The organism is Alicyclobacillus fastidiosus, from assembly GCF_026651875.1.
In the GTDB taxonomy this organism is placed as follows: domain Bacteria; phylum Bacillota; class Bacilli; order Alicyclobacillales; family Alicyclobacillaceae; genus Alicyclobacillus; species Alicyclobacillus fastidiosus.
In genome coordinates this window covers 5,127,458-5,152,185 of the sequence record NZ_CP104067.1, presented here as the reverse complement: position 1 = coordinate 5,152,185, position 24,728 = coordinate 5,127,458, and the positions used below count along the sequence as shown (strand labels likewise).

General features: G+C 56.4%; 19 protein-coding genes, 1 other RNA gene and 2 pseudogenes. 17 read left to right on the top strand and 5 right to left on the bottom strand.

Features of this window, described 5'->3' with window-relative positions; genetic code table 11:
• Nucleotides 1-41 precede the first annotated feature (41 nt).
• Nucleotides 42-1,040, bottom strand: coding sequence for a hypothetical protein (locus tag NZD89_RS25070; RefSeq protein WP_268005386.1), 999 nt, complete (start codon nt 1,038-1,040; stop codon nt 42-44).
• 249 nt (nt 1,041-1,289) lie between these two features.
• Here NZD89_RS25070 and NZD89_RS25065 point away from each other — a divergent pair, with 249 nt between their 5' ends.
• Both NZD89_RS25065 and panD read left to right on the top strand, forming a co-directional pair.
• Nucleotides 1,290-1,757 carry a hypothetical protein gene (locus NZD89_RS25065; RefSeq protein ID WP_268005385.1) on the top strand — a complete coding sequence of 156 codons (468 nt, stop codon included), beginning with the start codon at nt 1,290-1,292 and terminating at the stop codon, nt 1,755-1,757.
• Nucleotides 1,758-1,931: 174 nt separating this feature from the next.
• Entirely contained in the window at nt 1,932-2,318 is a 387-nt protein-coding gene (gene panD, locus NZD89_RS25060) for an aspartate 1-decarboxylase (RefSeq protein ID WP_268005384.1), read from the top strand.
• Between the two features lie 120 nt (nt 2,319-2,438).
• On the opposite strand, the gene NZD89_RS25055 is transcribed toward panD, so the two are convergent.
• A complete protein-coding gene (locus NZD89_RS25055) occupies nt 2,439-2,654 on the bottom strand; it encodes a DUF378 domain-containing protein (RefSeq protein ID WP_268005383.1) in 216 nt (71 codons plus the stop codon).
• Nucleotides 2,655-2,852: 198 nt separating this feature from the next.
• On the opposite strand from NZD89_RS25055, the gene NZD89_RS25050 reads away from it, so the two are divergent.
• From NZD89_RS25050 to NZD89_RS25035, 4 genes and pseudogenes are all read left to right on the top strand, one after another.
• Nucleotides 2,853-3,143 (top strand): spore coat protein, encoded by a 291-nt coding sequence (locus tag NZD89_RS25050; RefSeq protein WP_268005382.1) that lies wholly within the window; start codon nt 2,853-2,855, stop codon nt 3,141-3,143.
• 27 nt (nt 3,144-3,170) lie between these two features.
• Nucleotides 3,171-3,506 (top strand): spore coat protein, encoded by a 336-nt coding sequence (locus NZD89_RS25045; RefSeq protein WP_268005381.1) that lies wholly within the window; start codon nt 3,171-3,173, stop codon nt 3,504-3,506.
• A gap of 192 nt (nt 3,507-3,698) precedes the next feature.
• Nucleotides 3,699-5,019: pseudogene (lysA, locus tag NZD89_RS25040) on the top strand (diaminopimelate decarboxylase).
• Nucleotides 5,020-5,166: 147 nt separating this feature from the next.
• Complete coding sequence (locus NZD89_RS25035) at nt 5,167-6,687, top strand: fumarate hydratase (protein ID WP_268005380.1); 1,521 nt, start codon at nt 5,167-5,169, stop codon at nt 6,685-6,687.
• Between the two features lie 70 nt (nt 6,688-6,757).
• Here NZD89_RS25035 and NZD89_RS25030 read toward each other — a convergent pair whose 3' ends face one another.
• The gene (locus NZD89_RS25030) at nt 6,758-8,095 is read right to left on the bottom strand and encodes an MATE family efflux transporter (protein WP_268005379.1); all 1,338 of its coding nucleotides are present in this window, start codon (nt 8,093-8,095) and stop codon (nt 6,758-6,760) included.
• Nucleotides 8,096-8,306: 211 nt separating this feature from the next.
• Here NZD89_RS25030 and NZD89_RS25025 point away from each other — a divergent pair.
• The 3 genes and pseudogenes from NZD89_RS25025 to pepF form a co-directional block, all read left to right on the top strand.
• Nucleotides 8,307-9,593, top strand: a pseudogene (locus tag NZD89_RS25025) (pyrimidine-nucleoside phosphorylase); the annotation flags it as partial.
• A 42-nt stretch (nt 9,594-9,635) separates the two neighbouring features.
• Complete coding sequence (locus NZD89_RS29340) at nt 9,636-10,049, top strand: cytidine deaminase (RefSeq protein ID WP_326492958.1); 414 nt, start codon at nt 9,636-9,638, stop codon at nt 10,047-10,049.
• Nucleotides 10,050-10,071: 22 nt separating this feature from the next.
• The gene (gene pepF, locus NZD89_RS25020; RefSeq protein ID WP_268005377.1) at nt 10,072-11,925 is read left to right on the top strand and encodes an oligoendopeptidase F; all 1,854 of its coding nucleotides are present in this window, start codon (nt 10,072-10,074) and stop codon (nt 11,923-11,925) included.
• A 207-nt stretch (nt 11,926-12,132) separates the two neighbouring features.
• Here pepF and NZD89_RS25015 read toward each other — a convergent pair whose 3' ends face one another.
• Together NZD89_RS25015 and NZD89_RS25010 are read right to left on the bottom strand one after the other, a co-directional pair.
• Nucleotides 12,133-13,401, bottom strand: a complete 1,269-nt coding sequence (locus NZD89_RS25015) for a two-component system sensor histidine kinase NtrB (protein ID WP_268005376.1) — start codon at nt 13,399-13,401, stop codon at nt 12,133-12,135.
• A gap of 207 nt (nt 13,402-13,608) precedes the next feature.
• A complete protein-coding gene (locus NZD89_RS25010; protein WP_268005375.1) occupies nt 13,609-14,430 on the bottom strand; it encodes a pyrroline-5-carboxylate reductase dimerization domain-containing protein in 822 nt (273 codons plus the stop codon).
• A 225-nt stretch (nt 14,431-14,655) separates the two neighbouring features.
• On the opposite strand from NZD89_RS25010, the gene NZD89_RS25005 reads away from it, so the two are divergent.
• The 8 genes from NZD89_RS25005 to ssrA all read left to right on the top strand — a co-directional run bounded on the left by NZD89_RS25005 (nt 14,656) and on the right by ssrA (nt 24,367).
• Entirely contained in the window at nt 14,656-15,843 is a 1,188-nt protein-coding gene (locus NZD89_RS25005) for a phosphoglycerate kinase (RefSeq protein ID WP_268005374.1), read from the top strand.
• A gap of 43 nt (nt 15,844-15,886) precedes the next feature.
• Nucleotides 15,887-16,654 carry a triose-phosphate isomerase gene (tpiA, locus tag NZD89_RS25000; protein ID WP_268005373.1) on the top strand — a complete coding sequence of 256 codons (768 nt, stop codon included), beginning with the start codon at nt 15,887-15,889 and terminating at the stop codon, nt 16,652-16,654.
• Nucleotides 16,654-18,228: a 2,3-bisphosphoglycerate-independent phosphoglycerate mutase gene (gpmI, locus tag NZD89_RS24995; protein WP_268005372.1), complete on the top strand. Its 1,575-nt coding sequence runs from the start codon at nt 16,654-16,656 to the stop codon at nt 18,226-18,228. Before tpiA ends, gpmI begins: the two co-directional genes overlap by 1 nt.
• Nucleotides 18,229-18,368: 140 nt before the next feature.
• On the top strand, nt 18,369-19,649 hold the full coding sequence (eno, locus tag NZD89_RS24990) for a phosphopyruvate hydratase (RefSeq protein WP_268005371.1): 1,281 nt from the start codon (nt 18,369-18,371) through the stop codon (nt 19,647-19,649).
• Between the two features lie 54 nt (nt 19,650-19,703).
• The gene (gene secG / locus NZD89_RS24985) at nt 19,704-19,943 is read left to right on the top strand and encodes a preprotein translocase subunit SecG (protein WP_268005370.1); all 240 of its coding nucleotides are present in this window, start codon (nt 19,704-19,706) and stop codon (nt 19,941-19,943) included.
• 182 nt (nt 19,944-20,125) lie between these two features.
• Nucleotides 20,126-23,050, top strand: a complete 2,925-nt coding sequence (gene rnr / locus NZD89_RS24980) for a ribonuclease R (protein ID WP_268005369.1) — start codon at nt 20,126-20,128, stop codon at nt 23,048-23,050.
• A 174-nt stretch (nt 23,051-23,224) separates the two neighbouring features.
• Nucleotides 23,225-23,698 (top strand): SsrA-binding protein SmpB, encoded by a 474-nt coding sequence (gene smpB, locus NZD89_RS24975; RefSeq protein ID WP_268005367.1) that lies wholly within the window; start codon nt 23,225-23,227, stop codon nt 23,696-23,698.
• A gap of 297 nt (nt 23,699-23,995) precedes the next feature.
• Nucleotides 23,996-24,367: a transfer-messenger RNA gene (gene ssrA / locus NZD89_RS24970) on the top strand.
• Nucleotides 24,368-24,728 lie beyond the last annotated feature (361 nt).

Sequence of the window (24,728 nt, the reverse complement as noted above, 5' to 3'; positions counted from 1 at the left end):
AGGTCCCATGTTTGTGTTGCCGTAAGGCTGTCCCTTTGAAATCAATCCTCCAGTGATTCATTGGATACCCGCGCGCGTGAGGAACCGTTGCGGCGTAGCCACCGCGTTCCGACCCACACAAGCAAGGGCACCGCGACGGCGACCGCGAGCACTGCACTGCACCCGCGATAGGCTGCATCGGTCCCGACGCGTTCGGCCAATAAGCCGAACGACGGGAATACAACCACCATAAACAGGGAAAACGCGGTGGAGTTCCCGGACAACAATGTTGCTCGTACTTCGTTTGGGAGAATAGTGTTCAGGCGTTGGTCGATGAGCGGATCGGCGGCGCTGCCTGTCGCCTGCGCCAAGAGGAACCCTACCCCCTTGCCGACAGGCAGAAGCCAGGCGAAGAGGGCCATCCCACTCGCGGTGACCGCCGCGACGCCAGGTACTCGGAGCCACCGCGTAATCCTGGTTGACCCTGCCGATGCCACCGTCTCGAAGGTGATGGCCATGTCACTTCCGTTCGCCAGCGTCAGTTGAAGGCCGCGAAAGGCAAACGCCGCGAACGCACCAAACAGCGTTGTGCTGGGCAGCAGTGAGAACCCGCAGTACAGGCAACCTGCGAGACCGCTCAAGCTCAGGGTGTATTTCCAACCGACGCGGTCGGCCACAATCCCCATCGGGATGTCGAGAGTGAGGGAGACGAGGTGCAATAGCGCTTCCAAGAGGCCAATGACAAACAGGCTAACGCCCCTGTGCTGCCAATAGATGACCCAGAGCGCTCCGTCAAACCAAGGTGGGAGGTCGCTTGGAATACATAAAGCAGCGTGATGTTGCGACGATACAGTGTAAGCGTATGGTGAATTTGCATGGGGGTATCCTCCGTTTCGAGACAGCGCACGTCGTTGACTAGCCCTGACGCGGCGACGAAACTGGATACGCTTCTCTGAGAGGACCGTGTTTAGAAGCACGAACAGCCGGAATCGCCGAAAAAGGGCAGACTTATCCCGTTGAAGGCCACTGCAGGTCCAAATTGGCGTAGATAATACTGCCAAGAAAATGGCTTCACGCTGTTCGCACTCCCTTCACAAGTATTGCCTTCAGCATAGTGACCGAAGGGGGAGGTGTCAATCGAGATCTCGTTTTGCAAGGGGACGGAATGACCCCGGTTGTCGATGGGTGTCGTCGCACGCGAATTGATCCGGTCTGTACCTGGGTCCAGTGTTCCAAAATGGGGATGTGTCACGCATCATTTCGGCCCGAAATGGACAATATCCCAGTAAAAGGCGAGCGGAGGGTGGTTCATGGAGGATTTACAGCAAGCGATTGCCGATATACGAGCGTCGGCTACTATGATGGGGCAGTCAGAGTCGACAAAACACGCGGCAGGAATGGCACCGGACGCCGAGGTTGAAGGGTTGTTGCGCAACCTTGCGAATGACTTTTTGCGCGCCGATCAAGATCTCGAGGTCAGTGTCACAGGCGGCAAGAATCCAGGGCTCGTAGCGGGATTTTTCGACGCACATTTCAATACTCCGCGCTTTATCGTCAAAACGACGTGCAAAGCTGGCTCGGTTGAGGTGACGGTGGCAGACGGAAACTGGGAACAACTGCCGAACCAAAACGGGCTGTGGGCGGATTGGACAGATGAACGCGTGGTTTTTCAGGGGGAATTTTTAGAGCCGGCCATTCGCAGAGGGTTAGAATCATTTTTCATCGCTTGGTATCGAGCGGTGAAATTGAATGGCCGGGCAGGCATCCCGATTCAATAGAGGGCATTTCAAGCCATCGTTCACGGCCCGCAGAGGAAGGGTAAACAGTTCTTGGGTGTTGGCGGATGCAAGGCACAACTGTATACTTATCTGTTGGAGGACAGCCGCATGGCGTTCTACTGCTGGTGCGTAGTGGGATAGAACTGCGCTCCATGGAAGGACTGATTTGAACCTATGTTCAGATCGATGTTGAAGTCAAAAATCCACCGGGCAACAGTGACAGAAGCAGACCTCAATTACGTAGGCAGCATCACCATAGATCCAGATCTTCTGGAAGCTGTGGACATTTTGCCGAACGAGAAGGTACTGGTTGTAAATAACAACAACGGCGAGCGTTTTGAAACGTACGCCATCCTCGGCGAGCCAGGGAGCGGACAAATTTGCGTCAATGGTGCGGCGGCCCGTTTGGTTCAACCAGGGGACCTCGTCATCATCATGGCGTTTGCTCTGATGTCGGAGGCGGAACTGGCGGATTTTGAGCCAAAAGTAGCGTTTATGAATCGCGATAACACGATTGCGGAACTCGTCCACTCCGAAGACCCGCGCACGACGTTTGTGTGATCGGCTTGTATCCCTAACTATTACGATGATGAAATGTTGCGCGAACAGGCTGACGTACGGTGAGATCTCGAGTGGATCCTCACCGTACATCAGCCTGTTTTCGCTCGTCTGTATGACGCGCTACGCGTCGCTGCGCGTGCCGGACCTTGCGATCACGGCGACCAGTTGCCAAAGTGCGGCGAGGCCTACAATCGCGTAGATGGTCCGGCTCAAACCAGACATCGTGCCCAGCAGTGTATCGACGAGGTTGAAATTGAAGAAGCCAATCAATCCCCAGTTCAATCCCCCAATAACTAGTAAAACCCATGCAATCCAGTCTATTGCATTCCACCTCATCGGCATCCAACCTCCCTTGGGGAATCTGGCATTTTTTCGAAGTTAGCGTTCAACAAATGGGGTCTCCTTATACAGGGCTGCCCGGTGCGACTTCGTGCTGGCGCAGGCCTGTTTCACACAACCCATTTCCTCCAGCATGTCGCGCGCGTATGGGCGGCATACTACAAGACGAGCTCAAACAGACAAGGAGGAGATTTCGTGCAGGCTCAAGCTGAACAGAGTCAGGGACAGATGAAGCAAGGAAGTCAAGGCCTCCAAACCCCGCCAGCCATAATCTCAGGGAAAGACCTGGATTATTTGGCAGATCAGCTGTCGTGGTTACACGGAGCCATCAAAAAGTTTCACCACTACACCAAGGAGTGCACAGATCCGCAGGTTCGGCAGTTTATTCAACAAGCGTGCCAGACCCACCAAAAGCAGTACGATTTGCTTTTAAAACATTGTCAGAATCAGACACAAACGGCGAACGCCGGCAAGAGCCTACAATAAATTGCGCGGGAAGGGAGACTTGTGAGGATGGCGAACAACAACTCGGTTGTGCAAAATCCCGAACAGCAAGTGCCAAAGACACTTGAAATGAACGACCGCGATTACCTGAACGACGTGCTCTCCACGGAGAAGTACCTGACGGACAGCTTCAACATCGCAACTCGCGAGGCGAGTCACGACGCGCTGTTTCAAGACGTCATGCAGGTGCTGACGGAGAACCACACGTTGGCGAGGAACGCGTATAACCTGATGTTCCAAAAGGGCTGGTACAAAGTGGAGAAAGCCGATGCGCAGAAGATCCAGCAGACGGCGAGTAAGTTCCAAGGATACAAGAGCCAGTTTCCCCAAGGTCAGTTCCAGTAAGCGTAAATCTCCGCATCTCAACTTTTCCTGGGCCCGCACGCCGGGCCATTTTTTTCGCCCAACTTTTCCAGTCATCGAACCATATGCAGCTTTGTGTGCGCTGTGTTATAGTAGTGCATTAAAGAAAAGAGGTTTCTTCTGGAGCTAGCGAGGGAGCGGATAGAGATGAGGTTCGAGGAGCAAACTGCGGTCATGGTCGGTTCAGAACCGCTACAGGCGATTCAAATCGACGAAAATCACCATCTACAAATCGGAGGGTGCGATACAGTCGAACTGGCCAAATCGTATGGTACCCCTTTAATTGTCTACGATGAGCAGCTCATCCGTTCCACCATCCGCGCATTTCATGAAGTCTTTTTGCGCGAGCGCATTCCATATCAAATTTCCTATGCCAGCAAGGCGTTTTGCACGCTCGCGATGTGTCAATTGGTGCACGCGGAAGGCTGCGGCATCGACGTCGTTTCCGGAGGGGAACTGTTCACCGCGCTCGAAAGCGGCGTGCCAGCGAGTGCAATCCATCTGCACGGCAATAACAAAACGCCAGAGGAACTGCAATTTGCGGTGGATGCTGGCGTCGGCGCCATCATCGTCGACAACTTCTACGAACTCGCACTCCTTCAAGATATCGCGGCCGCAAGTCAGCGCGAAGTGGATGTGCTCATCCGCGTCGCCCCAGGTGTCGAGGCACACACGCACGAGTTCATTGCGACTGGCGGACAGGACAGCAAATTCGGGTTCGATCTCGCTAGTGACCAAGCCCACACCGCTTTGCGCCAGTTGGCGGGCGCAGAGAACTTGCGATGCGTCGGGCTGCATTCGCACATCGGATCGCAGATTTTTGACGCAGACGGCTTCGTCGTGGCGGTTGAACGGTTGGCAGAACTGTATCAGTATGGCGTCGAGCAATTGAATCTACCGCTCTCGGTGTTGAATGTGGGGGGGCTTTGGGATTCGCTACACAACGGAGGACGCCCCGGCTGTATCCGACACGCTGTCTGCCATCATCGCCGCGGCGCGCAAGGCGTTCGCAAAGCGGCACCTCGAACTGCCCGTACTCTGGATTGAACCGGGCCGGAGCATTGCGGGGCCTGCCGGGACGACACTGTATCGAGTGGGGAGCCAAAAGCGCATTCCAGGGATCCGCAACTACCTGGCAGTCGACGGCGGGATGACGGACAATCCGCGGTTGGCCCTCTACGGCGCGAAATACCACGCCCTGTACGCCAACCGGGCCGATGCACAGCCCGAGGATACCTGGTCGGTGGCCGGGAAGTGCTGTGAGAGTGGAGATATGCTCATTTGGGACGCGGCCCTGCCGAATCCGAAGCCGGGCGACATCCTGGCCGTCTTCGCGACGGGTGCATACAACTACAGCATGGCCAGTCACTACAACCGAATTCCGAAACCAGCTGTGGTGTTCGCTGCCAACGGCAAAGCGCGTTTGGTCGTAGCTCGGGAGACGTGGGCGGATTTGATTCACAGAGACAAGCCGCTTGACACCGACCAAGAATAAAATCGGATTCCTTTTCCATAGACCTTCTACGCTTCCACCAGATTGTGTGCGAACGTCCTCGAGTGTTCGGTGTGCGGGGGCGGATCGTGTTATACTATCTGGTGGTTATTGCTGTTCGCAATGGGGATTGCGAGAGGAGGAATACATGTGGCAGCAAAAGAGAGCTTGCTACAACTGATCACGGAAACGTCAACGAATCTGCCGCCAGACGTACGCCGCGCGATTAAAAAGGCGCAATTGCAGGAGGAATTTGGTACGCGTGCGGCACTGGCACTCAATACCATCGTCGACAATATCGTCTCTGCCGAAGAAGATGTACAACCTATTTGTCAGGATACGGGGATGCCGACGTTTGTCGTCCATTGTCCGGTAGGTTTTAATCAGATTCAGTTTCAACGAGATATTGAAGCGGCCATCGTCGAGGCGACAAAGTTGGGCAAACTCCGTCCCAACTCGGTTGATCCCCTGACCGGCAAAAACACCGGCAACAACCTCGGTGAAGGGGTGCCGGTCGTTCACTTCCACCAATGGGAACGAGACGATGTGGAAGTTAAGCTCATCCTCAAGGGTGGCGGATGTGAAAACAAGAACATCCAGTACGCGCTGCCCACGGAACTTCCTGGGCTCGGACGGGCTGGGCGCGATTTGGAAGGCGTGCGCAAATGTATTCTCCACGCAGTCTATCAGGCGCAAGGCCAAGGATGCAGCGCCGGGTTTATCGGTGTAGGCATCGGGGGAGACCGGACTTCCGGGTATGATCTCGCCAAGGAACAATTGTTCCGCCCCGTCGACGACGTGAATCCCAACGAGACATTGGCTGAACTCGAGAATTACATCCTCGAGACGGCAAACCGGCTCGACATCGGCACCATGGGTTTTGGCGGGAAGGTGTCGCTGCTCGGCTGTAAAGTGGGCATTCGCAACCGGATACCAGCGAGCTTTTACGTCTCTGTGGCGTACAACTGTTGGGCCTATCGACGCCTCGGCGTCGTGCTCGATGCGAATACCGGCGAGATCAAAGAATGGCTCTATCGCGACTCCGAGGAAAAAATGGAGCGCCCAGAGCACGCGTTCTCGACCGACGACGCCATCGTGCTCCAAGCCCCCATCACAGAAGAGCAGATTCGCGCGCTCAAAGTCGGCGACGTGGTCCTCATCAAGGGCGAGATGCACACGGGGCGCGACGAGATTCACAAGTACCTGATGAAGCACGACGCGCCCGTCGACCTCACGGGTGGAATCATCTATCACTGTGGCCCAGTTATGCTCCAGGACGACGACGGAACGTGGCACGTCAAAGCCGCAGGTCCTACCACGAGTTCCCGCGAGGAGCCCTATCAGGCCGACATCATCGAGAAGTTCGGCATACGTGCGGTGATTGGCAAGGGCGGCATGGGTCAAAAGACGTCGGATGGCCTCAAGAAGTCAGGGGCGGTCTACCTGAACGCCATCGGTGGTGCCGCGCAGTTTTACGCCCACTGCGTGAAGTCGGTTCGCGGGGTGGACCTCATTGACGAGTTTGGCGTTCCGGAAGCGATGTGGCATCTGGAGGTCGACGGCTTCCCAGCCATCGTCACCATGGACGCTCACGGAAACAGCCTCCACAAGGAGGTTGCGGACCATTCGTTGGTCAAGCTCGAAGACTTGAAGGATCCGGTCTTCTCCTGACAGAGATATTTAGACGAAAAGCACCTGCTGCCCATGTGTGGGCGGCAGGTGCTTTTTCAGTCGGCCTATCTTATGCCCTTGACTTCACGCGCTTCACAAAGCCGCTTGCCATCTCGATGTACGGCCGAAAATCGCTCTTTTGGACCAGCCACAAGTTGCGTCCGTTGCGCCCTGAGATCCGGCTGTACCAATACACGTACGAGGCCAGCTCGGCAAAGTAGGCGATGGTCGAGGAGATTGAGGCGCCGTACATGCCAAAGCGCGGGATCAACACGGCGCAGATGGCCGCGTTGAACGCGATCATCAGGATGGAGATGACGACCAGCGTCACAGGCTTGCCTTTCGAGTTTGTGAAGTACTGTGAAATGAGCGTCGACACGGTTTTCAGAATTAAGCCTGGCAACAGCACGTAGAACGGTCCGACTGCTCCGCCGTACTTGTGCACGCCGTAGACGACGACCAGCACGGGCATGGCCACGGCGAGGCCACAGGCGGTGATAAACGACGTAATCAGCGTTTGGCGGGAGGCGTTCTCGGTGACAACTCCCGCTTCGTCGCCGCCGGAGGCGGACATCTTTCGGAAGACGACGGTAGCGATAGACTGACTTAGCGTGATGAGAATCTCCGCAGCGGATACGGCGATACCGTACACCGAAACCATGCGGCGCGTCGCAGTGTCGTAAGGGAGAACCCAGCCAATCATCCAGAAGTCCGTCCGGAGATTTACATAGCCCAATAACAAGGCCAACGACGACCAGGTACCAAACTGGACGAAATGCTTCCACTCGGTCCGGTGCCACTTCCATTTCAAACTGTCTCCCCAGTTCAGGTGGCGATATACAGCCAACATCGTCGCGATCACGGCGATAGCCCAGGAAGCCAACCAAATTCGGTACGTCCAAAGGAGCCGATAATGCTCGCCAACATGGCGGTTGAACAGGATATACACCACATAGATGACGAGAAACGAAACAGCCTGCAAGACGTTTGCGATATTGAGCTCAGAAATTGCGTTTAACGCGTTTAGCAGGCGGCTCGCATAACCGAACAAGAAGGTCAGCGGCATGCCGATCAAGCTGAACATCACGATGGTGGAGGGGTGTCCAAACCAGATCACGGCGCCCGCGATGAGCCATACCAGGATGCTGAAGAGAAACATCATAAAGTTGCCCATTTGGACAATCTGAGTTCCTTCGTCCGGACGACGGGGTAACGACATTGAAAAGTAGTTCGAGTACCCACCTGCAAACCGCTGACCGCTCGTGGCATACGTGGTCGACGTCTGAAAGTCCCCACGGTCCCCCGTGAAGATCAGGTAACGAGCGGTAATAGCGCTTGTCGCAAATGTTAAAACCGCAGATAGACCGCGAAACAAGAAGGTCATAAATAGTGTTTTTCGTCCATTCAAAGAGGCTTCACTCCGCAATATATAGGTGCAAGATCAGGCCCATCAGCGACCCAAGCCCTTGTTAGTGTACCACGTGCAAATCAAGTGCGGATCAAAATCGAAAACGCAGGAAGATTATGCTACCATCAGATTCGCGACCAGCAACAGCCCGTCAGTAAGTTTGTACTGAAATGGTGTCCTGTTGACTTTATGACTCAGAGGAGGCGCAAACATGCGAACCGTTGACGTCATCGACAAAAAACGCCGCGGGCTTGCGTTGTCAAAGCAAGAGCTGCAAGCACTGATGGACGGGTACCTTCGGGGTGACGTGCCAGATTACCAAATGAGCGCATTTTTGATGGCGGTGGTCTGGCGAGGGATGAACACAGAGGAGATGGCCGATTTTACACAGTTGATGGCCTCGTCCGGGGACGAGTTAGACCTTCGTGGCATTCCTGGTATTAAAGTAGATAAACATAGTACGGGGGGCGTTGGAGACAAGACGACGCTGATTCTCGGACCGCTGCTCGCCTCCATCGGCGTCCCGGTAGCCAAGATGTCGGGGCGGGGACTTGGTCATACCGGAGGGACCATCGATAAGCTCGAGTCCATTCCGGGCTTCCAGACCTCACTTACGACGCAGGCCTTTGTCGACCAGGTGAAGCAAGTCGGTGTTGCCGTGGCAGGTCAATCGGGCGACTTGGCGCCGGCTGACAAACGCATCTACGCCTTGCGCGACGTGACGGCGACGGTCGAGTCCATCCCACTGATTGCAAGCTCGATTATGAGCAAGAAGCTGGCTAGCGGAGCGAATGCCATCGTCCTGGACGTCAAGGTGGGCAGTGGTGCCTTTATGAAGACTGAGGCCGACGCTCGGCGGTTGGCGAGGACGATGGTGGGGATTGGGAATCACGCTGGCCGCCAGACGGTTGCGGTCCTATCGAGTATGGAGGAGCCGCTTGGGCGCGCCATCGGCAATGCGCTCGAGGTCAAAGAGGCGATTGCCACCCTCATGCATCGAGGGCCGGACGATTTGACAGAAGTGTGTCTCACGTTGGGCGCCGAGATGGCGGTCTTGGCTGGAGTGGCGAAAAGTCCAGACGAGGCGAGAGGGATGTTGATTCAGGCGCTTGACGACGGATCGGCACTGGCGAAGTTCAAACAGTTTGTCGCGGCGCAAGGTGGCGATGCATCTATCGTAGACGAGCCAGACAAACTTCCGAAGGCGCCGGTCGTTAAACAACTTCGGGCGACCAAGGGCGGCTACGTGTCGTCGCTGGAAGCGTTGCCGTTCGGCGAAGCCGCCATGCGCTTGGGCGCCGGTCGGGCGACGAAGGAAGACGTCATCAATCCGGCCGTGGGCGTCGTCGTCCAAGTGCGCGTCGGTCAGCGGGTAGAAACTGGTGATGTACTGGTTGAAGTCCACGCGGACGGCGAGTCCGCAGCCGATGCGTGCCTCGTGGAACTCGCGGACGCGGTGGTGGTCAGTGAAGCGCCGGTCGAACGGCCGAAGCTCATTCTCGGGTACGTTCGAAGCGGGGACGACGACGGCCACCAGGAGTTGCTGCACGCCGCCTTACAGGCCCGTGAAAACGCGTACGTTCCGTATTCGGGATTTGCCGTCGGGGCAGCCCTACGCACCGCCGATGGGCACATCGTAACCGGGGCGAACATCGAAAATGCCTCCTTCGGATTAACCAACTGCGCCGAGCGAAGTGCGGTGTTTTCTCTGATGAGTGCACGTAACTTGCCGAACGTGGCGATTACGGGCGTCGCCGTCGTCGCGGATTCACCAGATCCGGTGGCACCGTGTGGGGCATGCCGACAAGTGTTGGCCGAGTTCTGCTCGCCAAACACGCCCGTGCTGCTGGCGAACCTGCACAATGACATCAAGAAGACGACGGTCGGGGAACTTTTGCCAGGTGCGTTTACACCGGAGCAGATGGCGTACGCCAAAACGGATTCAGAGAGATGAACGAAGCATAGGAGGTACACACATGTCCAGCGTGAAAAGGGCTCTGCCTCTGCCATTCTTCAAAGCGGAGGCAGAACACTCGAAGAAGGTACGCACTCGCAGCGAAATCGAAGATAAGTATAAGTGGGATCTCAGCGCGATTTACGCGAGTGACCAGGACTGGGAGAAGGACGCCCAAAAACTAGAGCAGTTACTTACGCAGTTCGCCGCCAAGCAAGGTACCTTGAACGAATCCAGCGGCCAGTTGCTCTCGGCGTTTCGGCTGCAAGATGAAATCGGTCAGGTCTCCGGAAAACTGTACGTATACGCAAAAATGCATCTCGATGAGGATACGTCGAATGGTGCGGCGCAGGCCTTACAGGACAGGGCGTATGGATTGCTCGTCAAAGCGCAGTCCGCTATGGCGTTTTTCGTCCCCGAGATCCTCTCCATCGACTCCAACCGGTTAGAGGAGATGCTGCAAGAAAATCGGGATCTACAGCTGTACCGCTTTGCCTTGAAGGAGATCACGCGGGAAAAGGAACACGTCTTGAGCCCTGAGCAGGAGCAACTGCTCGCTTCCTTCGGCGAGGTGTTAAACGCGCCAAGCGACATCTTTTCCATGTTCAACAACGCCGATATGGTGTTTCCGAGCATTCGCGACGAAGATGGCGAAGAAGTCGAAATTACGCACGGACTCTACATTCAGTTGTTGGAGAGCAAAAATCGGGAAGTCCGCAAAAACGCGTTTGAAGCGGTGTACGCCACGTACGCCAAGCACCGGAACACGGTTAGCGCCATCTATTCGGCCAACGTGAAGCGAGGGGTCGTCAATGCGCGCGTTCGCAAATTTGAATCGGCACGCGCTGCCTCGTTGAACTCCGACAACGTCCCGGTTGCCGTCTACGACAACTTGGTCAACACCGTTCACGAGTTCCTGCCTTCTTTGCACAAATACTTGAAGCTGCGCGCGAAGGTGCTCGGCCTGAACGACCTTCAAATGTACGATCTCTACACGCCCATGGTCCAAGACATCGACTGGCGCGTCAAGTACGACGATGCGAAGCAGACGGTGCTCACCGCCGTGCAGGTGCTTGGCGAGGATTACCGCCAGATTGCAGAGAAGGGGCTCAACAGCCGGTGGGTGGACGTGTATGAGAACAAAGGCAAGCGAAGCGGTGCCTATTCTTGGGGTACATACGGCACCCATCCGTACATGCTGCTCAATTACCACGACTCGCTGGACAACATGTTCACGCTTGCGCACGAACTGGGTCACTCGATGCACAGTTACTTTTCGAGAAAGACCCAGCCGTACGTGTACTCCGATTACACCATATTCGTCGCGGAAGTCGCGTCCACTTGTAACGAGGCGTTGCTCCTGGACCATCTGCTCAAGACCACCGACGACAAGGCAAAGCGAGCCTATTTGCTGAATCACCAGTTGGAGACGATTCGGGGAACGCTGTACCGCCAGACGATGTTCGCCGAATTTGAAAAGTTGACGCACGAACACGTCGAAGAGGGTGGAGCGCTGACGACCGAGTGGCTCGATGAAACGTACTACGGCCTGAATCAGGAGTTTTTTGGTCCGGCCTGCAACGTCAACGAGCAGATTGCGTACGAGTGGATGCGCATTCCACACTTTTACACGCCGTTTTACGTTTACAAATACGCCACTGGCATATCGGCGGCCATCGCGCTGTCGCGCCGGATTCTCAGCGAGGGAGAAGCGGCGCGCAACGACTACCTGGCGTTTCTCTCCTCGGGAAGCTCCGATTATTCGATAGAGCTTCTACGCAAGGCGGGTGTGGACATGGAGTCGCCAGAGCCGGTTCGCGAGGCGCTTCGTGAGTTCGACCGCCTGGTCGATGAGTTGGCGACATTAGTCGAGTAATCGGGGAAGGGCGAAAGGATGGGCTCCAAAGTCAATCTTTGTGATTCGGGGCCCCACTTTAGCTCATCATCAATCAGCATAAAAAGCCTCCATCTCCACTTGAACAGTGGATTTGGAGGCTTTTTATTAAAATTTTGGACTCTTCTTTTCGCCATCGACCATCGCCGATTGGGGTGGATCGCGTTTGAACCAGGGTAACGAGTTGGCCTAGCCCCGGGGTAAGTAGACGGTTACAGTGGTTCCCTCACCGACGGTCGAATCCACCTGAAGATGTCCGCGGTGCGCTTCGATAATGTGCTTACTCACAAACATGCCAAGTCCTGTCCCGTTCGACTTCGTCGTTTGAAACGGGCGAAAGAGCTGGTGCATATCCGAAATCCCGCAGCCATTGTCGCGAATCGTGATGGTGGCGTGATCGGAAAAGTCGCGCAGGGTTACGTGTACCTCTCCGTCTTTGTCACACGCGTGGACTGCGTTTTGCAACAAGTTGATCAGCACCTGCTTTATCCGGTCCGCCTGCACCGACATGAGCACGCAGGAAGATGGTACATCGTAGTTGAGCAGCACGCCGCACAGCGTCGCTTCAGGGCGCAAAAACTGATACACCGAGTGGGTCAGTTCCCGGATGTCCACCAATTGCGTGGATTCGTCGTCTGGGCGCGCCAGGCCCATAAAATCCTGGAGCAACGCATGAATTCTGTCTAATTCTCGAATGGTCAGCTCGACAAACTTTTTATCGGCGGGCTCACAGCGCTGTTCAAACAGCTGGAGAAATCCGCGGGCGGTGGTGAGTGGATTTCGGATTTCGTGGGCGATGCCGGCGCTGAGTGACGCGAGCGACCGATTTTTCTCGAATTCTGTCAGCTTACTTTCTATTTTTTCGCCCTTTTCGACCGCCGGACGCACTGAACCGCCCCCGTGATGTTCCAGCGGCGCCGTCGAGAGGGAACACACTTGTTGAAGCGCGTATACGGACGTCACCAAACTGCTCTGAAGCTGAACCCAGGTCAGTGAGGACGGGATGGAAAGAACCACCTTGCACTTTGCGAGCGCCATCGGTTCACTGAGTTCAGCTATCGCACTGCGCCAATCCCCGCCGAGTTCGGCTAGACGAAGCGGTTGTGCCTCTCCGGGCGGGTAGAGATGTCCGCCAGCACCGTCGTGCATCGCGTGTAACCCCATACCAGGCAACCTCTGCGCTAAGTCAGCGGATAAAGCGTTTGTCGGACCAATCACGTCGAGGATCACGTCGTTGGCGTCGAGAAAAAAGACGAGAAATGGAAACGACCACGGCATCCCTGTAAAGAAGTTGTAGATCATCTGGCGGAGCGGCTCTGCGGCGTGGCGCGATGGACACGCTTCCAGTGTATGAACTTGGACGTCATGGGCCGAAATCTCCAGTTGGCTCGGTTCAACTCTTCGACGGATGGTTGGTTTTGAAGCCGTCAAGCTAGATTGATTCATCGCAAGGCTCAATGTTCAAAGCCACCTTTAAGAGGTTGTCCAACGGAATGACCTCTTCGCAAAGGGACAGTCGACCCTTTACTAAGAGGCGGGTGGGCGCTTTGTGCCGTGTTTTATGCTCCCCATTATGCTGTTCCAACCAGAATCAGACAAGTGAAATTAGCAAACATTCTCAGAGTTCGACAAAGGTTGTCATGATTCGCGTCGAGCCGCGTCGTTTTATCCCCCAGAGGACGGGAGCGGGGCGGGGATGGACGTACGCTGACCGACTTGGGCGTATCTGGCCGTTTCTGCGTGCAGTCTAGTAAATAGACGTAAAGGAACGTCCTCCATGGAGACAATTCCTCTATCTGTTACGCCATTTGGAACGCGAATCTTCTCCACGACGTCGTCGAACTGCATGCCAGAGTCGAGCAGAGCAGCGAGTCCAATCAGCATTTCCTTGAGAATCATCTCGGCCGTGCTACGCTCCAAAGAGCCGGTCTGCGCCGCGGCTTGCGCCCACGACTGGCAAATGGCCACGAGGAACGCTGGGCCGCAACTGGCTAAGTCAGAACAGACGCGCACCTGGCCCTCGTCGACGATGAGTGGTTTGCCGATTTGGCAGAGCCGGTTCTCGAGTTCGGTCTTCTGCGGACCCGGGACATCGCGAGGGTAGGAGAGCAACATGACCCCCCGATGGATGGTCTGAGTCAGGCTCGGGATGAGTTTTACTGGTGTGGCGGGGGTGAGTTCTTGCCAGCGGTCGAGATCGATATTGCTGATGGTCGTGACGAGCAGTTGGTCAGATTTGAGCAGAGGGCCGAGCTTCTTGATGAGGCTCAACCCGTCTTTCCCTTTCGTACACAAAAACACCGCATCTACCCGTTCAATGAGGGTCTCCCAATCGTCACAGACGATCACGTTTGTCAAATCGGCTGCGACGGACTCCGCTTTCGCGCGAGAGCGGTTGAAGACGTACACGTTCTCCGGCGCTGTTTCGGCGAACGCGCGTGCGAGCATGCCGCCCATTTGTCCCGTTCCCACTATTCCAATCTGCAAGGGTCGTCACCTCCGCAAAGTATCCGCTTTTGTCATGTCTATTCAAAAGGGACTCGTCTGTAGACACGTAGGACACGACTTCAGCTTTGACTTTTTTCGCCTTGTATTGGTCTGGTACAATAATGTAGGTGGTCCAATCGGAGAAGTATTTGGTCGTTTGATGAAAGACCATTAGAGAACAGAACACCCTAGGAACTATCAGGTGAGAGACTGGAGGCGCTCGGAGTGGCTAAGAAGACCATTGAAGACGTACAGTGGCAAGGAAAGCGCGCACTCGTTCGGGTGGATTTTAACGTTCCGATGAACGATGCTGGTGAGATTACAGACGATACTCGCGTCCGCGCCGCTATCCCGACGATTACATACCTATCGCAGCATGGCGCACGGGTCATCCTGATGAGTCACCTCGGACGCCCGAAGGGGGAGCGCAACGAAAAGTACTCCCTGCGCCCTGTGGCAAACCACCTGCAAGAGCTGCTCAAAGGCATCCACGTCTCGTTTGCCGACGACTGTATCGGTGACACCGCGAAAGAGGCGGTCGGGGCGCTGAAGGACGGCGAAGTGCTCGTACTCGAGAACGTGCGGTTCTACGCAGGGGAAGAAAAGAATGACCAAGAGCTCGCCAAGGCGTTTGCAGAGCTCGGCGACGTGTTTGTCGGCGATGCTTTTGGTACGGCCCACCGGGCCCATGCCTCCACGGCTGGCGTTGCGGCGTATCTGCCGAGTGTGGCTGGTTTCCTCATGGAGAAGGAAGTCGGCATCATGGGGGAAGCGCTCGCTAGTCCGAAGCGCCCGTTCGTCGCAATTATCGGCGGCGCAAAGGTGTCGGACAAGATCAACGTCATCGAGAACTTGTTGCCGAAGGTCGACGCCCTGCTCATCGGCGGCGGCATGGCGAACACGTTCCTCGCCGTGCAGGGGAACGACATGGCCAAGTCCCTCGTCGAGTCGGATGCGCTTGAGACGGCCAAGCGGTTGCTCGCCGTCGCGAAAGAGCACAATAGTCGACTTTTGTTGCCGACCGACGTTATCGCGGCCAAGGCGTTTGCGGCGGACGCAGAGTACACCGCACGCAAGGTGAACGAGCTGAAGGCGGACGAGATGGCGCTCGATATCGGTCCCGACAGCATCGCCGTGTTCCAGGCTGAAATCAAAGCTGCAAAGACGGTGATTTGGAACGGACCGATGGGTGTGTTTGAAATGCCGGCGTTTGCCAAAGGGACATTCGCTATTGCTGAGGCGATGGTCGAGGCGGATGCCACCACGATTGTCGGCGGCGGCGACTCGGTCGCGGCGGTGGAACAAGCTGGCGTGGCCGACAAGATGACGCATGTGTCCACTGGTGGTGGAGCCTCCCTCGAATTTCTCGAAGGAAAGACGTTACCTGGCGTTGCGGTACTCGAGGACAAGTAAGCGCGCCGAATCGTGACTTGTGAGATGAAAGGCGGGAACTGCTGTGGCGAGAACACCTTTATTGATGGGAAACTGGAAAATGTATAAGACGGTCGCCGAAGCGAGGGCGTTCGCTGAGGCGCTCGGTCAACAGTCGTCTGCACTTCGCGATGGCGTGGAATACGCCATCTGCGCTCCTTTCACCACGCTCCACGTACTACGCGTAATGCTGCCCGCGCAAGTAAAAATCGGCGCGCAAAACGTATACCCCGAGAAAGAAGGGGCGTACACGGGCGAGATCGCGCCGGTCATGCTTGCAGAATTCGGGACGCAATATGTCCTGGTTGGACATTCTGAGCGCCGCACACTTTTCGGTGAATCGGATCAGATGGTCAACCACAAGGTTCGTGCCATTATCGAGAACAACATGGTTCCCGTTCTCTGCGTTGGGGAAAACCTATCGCAAAAGGAGAGCGGTCAAACACAGGCCATCGTGTCAGGTCAAGTCGTCCAGGGCTTAGCGGGACTTTCTGCGTCTGACGTGGCTCAAGTCGTTATCGCCTACGAGCCAGTCTGGGCTATCGGATCCGGTAAGACGGCGACCGCACAGGACGCGGAAGTCGTGGCTAAGGAGATCCGCAACCTCGTGGCGGAACAGATTGACGCATCCGCCGCTTCGAGCGTCCGCATTTTGTACGGCGGCAGCGTCAAGCCAAACAACATCGCATCTTTCCTTCAGCAACCGAACATCGACGGCGCATTGGTGGGCGGCGCAAGCTTGGACGCTTCGTCGTTTGCGGACATGGCGTCGGCAATCGGAGGTGCGCTCTGATGAGCGAACAGTCGTTTGAACGCAAGTCGCGTCCCAGTAAAATTGGTCCGGTGGCCCTGATTATCCTCGACGGCTTTGGGTTGAATCCGGAGCGAGAGGGCAACGCAGTCGCACAGGCGAACACCCCCACCCTCGACAAGCTGTGGGAAACGTACCCGCACACCACGCTGTTGGCGAGTGGAGAGGCAGTAGGTTTGCCAGAAGGACAGTTCGGAAACTCTGAGGTTGGGCACTCCAATATCGGAGCCGGCCGTATCTTGTACCAAGAGTTGACAAAGATTAACAAAGCGATACGCGAAGGGGACTTCTTTCAGAACGAGGTGCTCAAGCGTGTGATGAATGCGGCGATACGCAATGACAAGACGTTGCACTTGTGCGGCTTGGTGTCGGACGGCGGGGTGCACAGTCACATCGAGCACGCGCTGGCTCTGCTTCGGATGGCAGCTGGCCTCGACGTAAAAAAAGTCGTCCTGCACGCGTTTCTCGACGGCCGCGATACCTCACCGAAAACAGGGGCCGAGTTTATTGAGCGCGTCCAGGCGACGATGGCCGATCTCGGCACGGGCACCATTGGCACCGTCGTTGGCCGTTACTACGCCATGGACCGCGACAAGCGTTGGGAGCGCGTCAGCAAGGCGTACAACGCGATGGTCTACGGCGAGGGTGAACGGGTGCGCGACGTCGTCGCGGCGATTCGCGCCAGCTACGACAAAGACGTGACTGACGAATTCGTGCTGCCGATCATCCAAGTCGACGACAGCGGGGCTCCGGTCGGCAACATTCAGGAGGGAGACTCACTCGTCTTCTTCAACTTCCGCCCAGACCGCGCGATTCAGTTGTCGCAGGCGTTTACCAACGACAACTTCGACGGGTTTGACCGAGGCAGTAACCACCCTCACGTCGACTTTGTGTCGATGGTGAAGTTCAGCGATACGGTGGGGGGGCAAATTGCGTACCCGCCGAACAGCCCGCGCAATACATACGGCGAAGTCGTGTCGAATGTGGGACTCAGGCAGTTGCGCATTGCGGAAACGGAGAAGTTCCCGCACGTGACGTTCTTCTTCTCCGGTGGACGCGAGCAAGAGTTCCCGGGCGAAGAGCGGGTTCTCATCAACTCGCCAAAGGTCGCCACGTACGACTTGAAGCCGGAGATGAGCGCCTACGAAGTGGCGGATGCAGCGGCCAAACGGTTGCGAAGCGGTGAAATAGACACGATGATCCTCAATTTCGCAAACCCGGATATGGTCGGTCACACTGGCGTGCTAGACGCGGCCATCAAGGCGTGTGAAGCGGTCGACACGTGTCTCCATACGGTGCTGCAGGCGCTCTCTGAGGTGGACGGAGTCGCACTGGTGACAGCCGATCACGGCAACGCCGACATCATGGTTTTTCCAGACACGCAGGAAGTGTGCACGACGCATACGACCAATCCAGTTCCGTTTGTGATTACAAAGCCAGGTGTGGAGCTTCGCGAAGACGGCGTCCTCGCCGACTTGGCGCCGACTATGCTTCAACTCCTCGGTGTCAAACAGCCTGCTGAAATGACAGGCAAGAGTTTGATTACAAACGGTTGACCCTATGTCGAATACCACGGGCACTCGTGTGCGCGAAGGCTAGGCCTGACATTCGGGCTCTCAAACCAGCGCCACGAGCGACTCGCGGTTTGACCATTTCATAAATACTCGACGACGAAATTAACTAAGGAGTGACGACAATGTCCGAGATTTTTGACGTACATGCACGCGAAGTATTAGATTCCCGCGGGAACCCGACTGTGGAAGTAGAGGTGGAACTCGAAAGTGGGGCGTTTGGCCGCGCTATCGTTCCATCTGGCGCGTCTACTGGGGCACACGAAGCGGTTGAATTGCGCGACGGTGACAAGAGCCGCTACCTCGGTAAAGGCGTCCTTCAAGCCGTGCAGAACGTAAACGAGATCATCACCCCAGAACTCATCGGCGAAGAGGCGTTGGACCAAGTGGGCATCGACCAGTTGCTCATCGGTCTCGACGGTACCCCAAACAAGGGGAAACTCGGCGCAAACGCGATTCTCACCGTGTCCATGGCGGTGGCAAAGGCTGCGGCGGAGGAAGTCGGGTTGCCGTTGTACCGCTACCTCGGCGGCGTGTATGCGCACACCCTGCCGACGCCGATGATGAACATCTTGAACGGTGGTAAGCACGCCGACAACACCGTGGACATCCAGGAGTTTATGGTCGTTCCACACGGTGCTACGACATTCCGCGAAGCGCTTCGCATGGGTGCTGAGATCTTCCACAACTTGAAGAGCGTCCTCACAAGCCGCGGCTTGACGACCACCGTCGGCGACGAAGGCGGGTTTGCACCGAACCTGAAGACGAACGAAGAAGCGATTCAAATCATTGTCGAGGCTATCGAGAAGGCCGGTTACAAGCCAGGCGAACAAGCGTCTATCGCCCTCGACGTCGCATCGACCGAGCTGTTCAAAGACGGTCAGTACCACTTTGAAGGCGAAGGCGTAACGCGCACGGCTGACGAACTTATCGCGTACTACGAGAGCCTCGTCGGCAAGTATCCGATCATCTCCATCGAAGACGGCCTCTCCGAAGATGACTGGGCTGGCTGGCAAAAACTCACGACCGCTATCGGCAACCGCGTGCAACTCGTCGGCGACGACTTGTTTGTCACGAACACCGATCGCCTCAAGCAAGGCATCGAGCAAAACGTCGGCAACTCGATTCTCGTAAAGGTCAACCAAATCGGCACCCTGACCGAGACGTTCGCCGCTATCGAGCTCGCCAAGCGCGCTCGTTACACCTCCATCATTTCGCACCGTTCGGGCGAGAGCGAAGATACCACTATCGCGGACATCGCAGTGGCTACCAACGCAGGTCAAATTAAGACCGGTGCGCCGAGCCGGACGGATCGCGTAGCAAAGTACAACCAATTGCTGCGAATTGAGGAAGAACTCGGCGGTGCCGCGCACTATGCCGGAAAATCCGCGTTTGTCGTACGTTGAGTTTCGTGATAGACTAGGGCACAAGAATGGATGTGGAGTGGAGGTGACAAGCGGATGATTTTTGCAACCGAGATTGTTCTCGTCATCTTGTGCGCAGTGCTCATCCTGGTCATCCTGCTCCAATCGGGTCGAAGTGCAGGATTGTCCGGCGTCATTGCCGGCGGTTCAAACCAGGTAACCAATCGCCGTGCGAAGGGGCTGGACCCTTTCCTCGGCAAGGTCACGGTGGTGCTCGCGATACTCTTGTTCTTGCTGACGTTGACTATCGCATTTTTATTCCACCACTTACAGTGACGATGATTTTTTGCGAAGAAGGTGTCGCCAGCTCGGCGGCACCTTTTTTGTACTTCGACCAGATGCAAAATGTTCCTCCTGCCTATGTGCCGCGAGTGGGTTTTTGTGTCCATACTACATAACAGACAAAAGTGCGTTTCCGAACAGGATCAACCGCTTAAACTGAATGAGGTGATCCAGATATGCAGCGGGAAGATGTATTGGAGTACATGCAGAGTGACATTTACAAGCCATTGACGGCACAGGAACTGAGTGAGGTGTTCCACCAGACGTCCGCGTCTGAGTTTCGGGACCTCGTGCGGCTGCTCAACCAGCTCGAGGACGAAGGGGACATCGTCCGAACGAAGAACAATCGCTACGGCTTGCCAGATACAGCGGGCTTCGTTGTTGGAAAGTTGCAGATGAAGGCGCGCGGCTTCGGGTTTGTCATCCCCGAGCGCGAAGGCGATGCGGACGTATATATCCCTGCGACTGAGATGAATGGCGCTATGAGCGGTGACAAGGTGATGGCGCGCGTCCTCAACGACGGCAAGGGTGGACCGCATCGGGAGGGCGTCATCGTCCGCGTAGTGGAGCGGGCAAATGAGCGCATTGTCGGCAAAATCACCATTTACGCACACCATGCTTTTGTCGATCCCATCGACAAGCGCTTCACCCAGGACATCTTCATCCCGAAAGAGGAGATTCACGACGCTCACGATGGGTACATTGTCGTCGTCGAATTGACGTCCTTCCCGTCGGCGACACACGGGCCGGTCGGCAAAATTGTCGAAGTGCTGGGCCACCCGGATGAACCTGGTATCGACATTTTGGCGGTGATTCGCAAATACGGGTTGCCGGAGCAATTCCCAGACAAGGTGCTCCAGGCGACGGAGGCGATTCCCCTCGACATCCATCCAGATGAGATCAAGAATCGCCGCGACATCCGCGACGAACCGATGGTCACCATCGACAGCGAGTCGGCGAAGGACTTGGACGACGCCGTGCACGTGAAGTTCCTCGACAACGGGAACTACGTACTCGGCGTGCACATCGCGGACGTCGGGTATTACGTGAAAGAGGGCAGCGCGATAGACCAGGAAGCGTTCCGTCGAGGAACGAGTGTGTACCTCGTCGACAGGGTCATCCCAATGCTTCCGCCGCGGCTGTCGAACAATATCTGTTCGCTGAACCCACAAGTCGACAGGCTGGCGTTCTCCTGCGAAATGGAAATCGACCCAGAGGGTCGCACGGTGCGGCACGACGTCTTCCCGAGCGTGATTAAGACGGCCGCTCGGATGACTTACAACAACGTGCGCAAGATCCTTGAGGACGACGACGAGGCCTTGATTGAGGAGTACAAGGAACTCGTGCCAATGTTTCGCCATATGGAGCAACTCGCTCTGATTTTGCGGCAGAAGCGGATGCGCCGCGGCGCCGTGGACTTTGACTTCGACGAAATCTACGTGAAGGTGAACGATCTCGGCGAGCCGGTGGAAATTGTTCCACGCCAGCGATCTATCGCGGAGCGACTCATCGAAGAATTCATGCTCGCGGCCAACGAGACGGTGGCGGAACACTTTCATTGGCTCGGCGTGCCGTTCGTCTACCGCGTTCACGACGAACCGGACGCCGACAAGATGATCGATCTCAAGGCGTTCCTGCACAATTTCGGGCACCATCTGAAAGGCGTCGGGGGCAGCAAGGTTCACCCGCGGGCGTTACAGGAGGTTCTGACGGCGGTCGAAGGGACCCGGGAAGCGCGGATGATTTCGACCGTGATGTTGCGCTCGATGCAACAGGCGAAATACAAACCGGAATGCACGGGGCACTTTGGACTCGCGGCCGACTATTATACGCACTTCACGTCGCCGATTCGCCGTTACCCGGATTTGACCATCCACCGCATCATGCGCGAGGTTATAGCCGGGCCGCTATCGCCAGAGCGCGAGGCGACCTTGCGGCAGTTCGTGGAAGACGCCAGCCGTCAGTCCAGCGAGCGCGAGCGACTGGCCCAGGACGCAGAGCGCGAAGTAGACCAATTGAAGATGGTCGAGTACATGCACGCACACCTCGGCGAAGAGTTCGACGGTATCATCTCGAGTGTCACCCAGTTCGGCCTCTTCGTCCAACTCGACAACGGCGTCGAGGGCTTGATTCATATCAGCTCCCTCGCCGACGATTACTACGTCTTTAACGAACGGCAGATGGCGCTCATCGGAGAGCGCAACCGCCGCGTGTTCCGCCTCGGAGACCCGGTTCGCATCGAGGTGGTGAGTGCCAACAAGGAAGAGCTGCAGATCAACTTTGCGTTGGTCGAACACCGCCGGGAGGCGACGTTTGTCAGTGGGCACGGCGGGGGAGCGATTGTGTACGACGAGGACCTCTCACCAAAAGAGCGTCGGCGCAGCATCGAACGCCGCGAAGGCCTGTCCAGTGCCCCTCCCGTTCGCGGTGGGGACCGCACAGGCGGCGGCCACAAAGGTCGATCCCGCCGAGACCGCCTCGGCGGCCGCACCATCGAAGGCGGCTACGCGCGAAATGGCCGCACGAGGGACGCAGAACTGCCCGTCGATATGCCGTACGACGAGTGGGATGACGCCTACCCGGATCCACGTGAGGCGCGTGAGCAGGCGCAGTTAGCACGGACCGGGCGCGAGGGTGGCAGTGGCCGGCGCGACTTCGAGCACGGTCGCGCGGACGCTCGCGATGGATCACGTCGAGGAGGGCGAACGGATCGCCGGGAGAATGAACGCGGCCGGCGCGGCAACGTATCTCGCGCGGACCGCCCGCGCTACGGAGACCGGGATCGCCAAGACGAACGCCATGGTACAGCGGATGATCACGCGGAAAATGGCCGCTCGCCAGACGGCCGCACAGGCGGCTATCGAACCTGGGCAGCTCGCGGCGAGTCGAGTGGAGGCCGCGATGGCGGATCTTGGTCGCGCGAAAAGCGCCGGGCAGGCAACGCGGACCGCGGTGCCGTGAACTATGGGGACGGCGGCAAGCCCCGCAAGAAGCACCGAGGGAGCGCCAAAGTTGGCGCCAAGGTCGCAGCCCGCAAGGCAGGCGGTCGCGGTGTGACATCCGGCGGCCGCTCCACCAGCAAGCGGCGCAAAGGCCGCTGACTCCGCCGGCGCTCGAACGTCGGGAAGCAGGGCGCGGGTGACACCGCGCCCCACCCTTGCCAGCAATGGGGAGTCAGAGTTGAACGACTGAACTCTTGTCGCATCTTTCAGACTGTGCTATGATCTAGGCTACGCCTCCGGGCAAATACGATTGGATGTTGGAGTGAAGGCACCATGGCGAAGGGGAACGGGAACGGCAAAGTCCTCGCCCAAAACCGAAAAGCGTTTCACGATTATTTCATCGAGGAGACGTTTGAGGCAGGCCTGGTCCTCACGGGTACGGAGATCAAGTCCATGCGCAAAGGCTCCGTGAGCATGCGTGACGCATACGCGCGCGTAGAACACGGTGAAGTGTATCTGCACAACATGCACGTGGCACCCTACGAGCAGGGGAATCGCTTCAATCATGATCCACTGCGGACCCGCAAATGCCTTCTACACAAGAAGGAAATCAACTACCTGTACGGAGCCGTCCGCGAACAGGGCTTTACGTTGGTTCCCACCAAAGTGTATCTGAAAAACGGCTTTGCAAAAGTGGAGCTCGGCCTCGCCAAAGGGAAAAAGCTGCACGACAAGCGCGAGTCCATGAAGAAGCGAGACGCCAGTCGCGAGATTCAGCGCGCACTCCGAGAGCGACAAAAAGGCTGATTGTGATGGTCGGAGACACTATCGTGTCACCAATGAGACCAGCGCGGATTCGTCTCTTCTTGTCTCGGACTATGTCTCAATTGGTAGCACTGTAAATTGTTGTCCAGTTGTGGTATGAACATCTGGTTGATGTCCACAGTGCGCCGTGATAAAGTTATGGATGTCGGGCGGTGGTATCACTTGCCGAACCGACTTGGATGTAAGGAACCTTGAAACATCACATACATGAGGGATTGCTGGCAATAGTGCTGTAGAGTATGACCGTCCATGCGAAAGCTAGCGCTGGACCCAAAACGCGGGGGCGTTTTGGATTCGACGGGGGTTGTTCGAGCATGTACGGCGGGCCGTGGGGCTGCGCACACGTTAATCACGCGGAACTTCTTTAACTGGCAAAGCTAATCGCTTTACCTCAAACAGCAATCTCGCTCTCGCTGCCTAATTAGGTACGAGACCGTTACATCGTGTGTCGCCTGTGCACACCCTGTAACGTCAACTTAGCAGGCTAGTCGATGGTCATGTTCGTGGACCACCGGCGAAACTTAAACGAACTTGCCTGTACATCAGCGTGATCGTCCGCGGATGGCAGGGACTTTCGTAGACGGTCTACGCCCGTAGATGTACATGTAGCGAGATCTTCGGACGCGGGTTCGATTCCCGTCGCCTCCACCAAGTAAAACCACGACCAACCCGTCGTGGAGGATGTCATTTGAAGCATAACTTTGCCGTTTCGGCAAGGTTATGCTTCAAAACTTTTGCGGCAAACTTATGCTTCAATCTTAAATTAACTGCTCGTTGTTGAATTCAGCGGTGGTACTTGAGCGCGCGTCTTTTAGAACCACGCGGCACTCCAAGTTGGCTAGAATCCCGGGACGAGTCCGCTTTATGACTCTCCTATTTGTCGGTATACCCTCTTTATAAAGTTGATTTACTACTTCACATCAGTGCGCAGTCTCGTTCAACTTTTTTGTCCTATAATCTGAATAATGTTTCCTGATTTCAACATAGTGTTCCGGAAATTTCTCTAACATTT

Excerpts from the sequence above, each read along its gene's own strand:
- gpmI (WP_268005372.1), top strand. The coding sequence starts at position 16,654 with ATGAGCGAACAGTCGTTTGAACGCAAGTCGCGTCCCAGTAAAATTGGT.
- NZD89_RS25055 (WP_268005383.1), bottom strand. The coding sequence starts at position 2,654 with ATGAGGTGGAATGCAATAGACTGGATTGCATGGGTTTTACTAGTTATT.
- NZD89_RS25045 (WP_268005381.1), top strand. The coding sequence starts at position 3,171 with ATGGCGAACAACAACTCGGTTGTGCAAAATCCCGAACAGCAAGTGCCA.
- secG (WP_268005370.1), top strand. The coding sequence starts at position 19,704 with ATGATTTTTGCAACCGAGATTGTTCTCGTCATCTTGTGCGCAGTGCTC.
- eno (WP_268005371.1), top strand. The coding sequence starts at position 18,369 with ATGTCCGAGATTTTTGACGTACATGCACGCGAAGTATTAGATTCCCGC.
- smpB (WP_268005367.1), top strand. The coding sequence starts at position 23,225 with ATGGCGAAGGGGAACGGGAACGGCAAAGTCCTCGCCCAAAACCGAAAA.
- panD (WP_268005384.1), top strand. The coding sequence starts at position 1,932 with ATGTTCAGATCGATGTTGAAGTCAAAAATCCACCGGGCAACAGTGACA.
- NZD89_RS25065 (WP_268005385.1), top strand. The coding sequence starts at position 1,290 with ATGGAGGATTTACAGCAAGCGATTGCCGATATACGAGCGTCGGCTACT.
- rnr (WP_268005369.1), top strand. The coding sequence starts at position 20,126 with ATGCAGCGGGAAGATGTATTGGAGTACATGCAGAGTGACATTTACAAG.
- pepF (WP_268005377.1), top strand. The coding sequence starts at position 10,072 with ATGTCCAGCGTGAAAAGGGCTCTGCCTCTGCCATTCTTCAAAGCGGAG.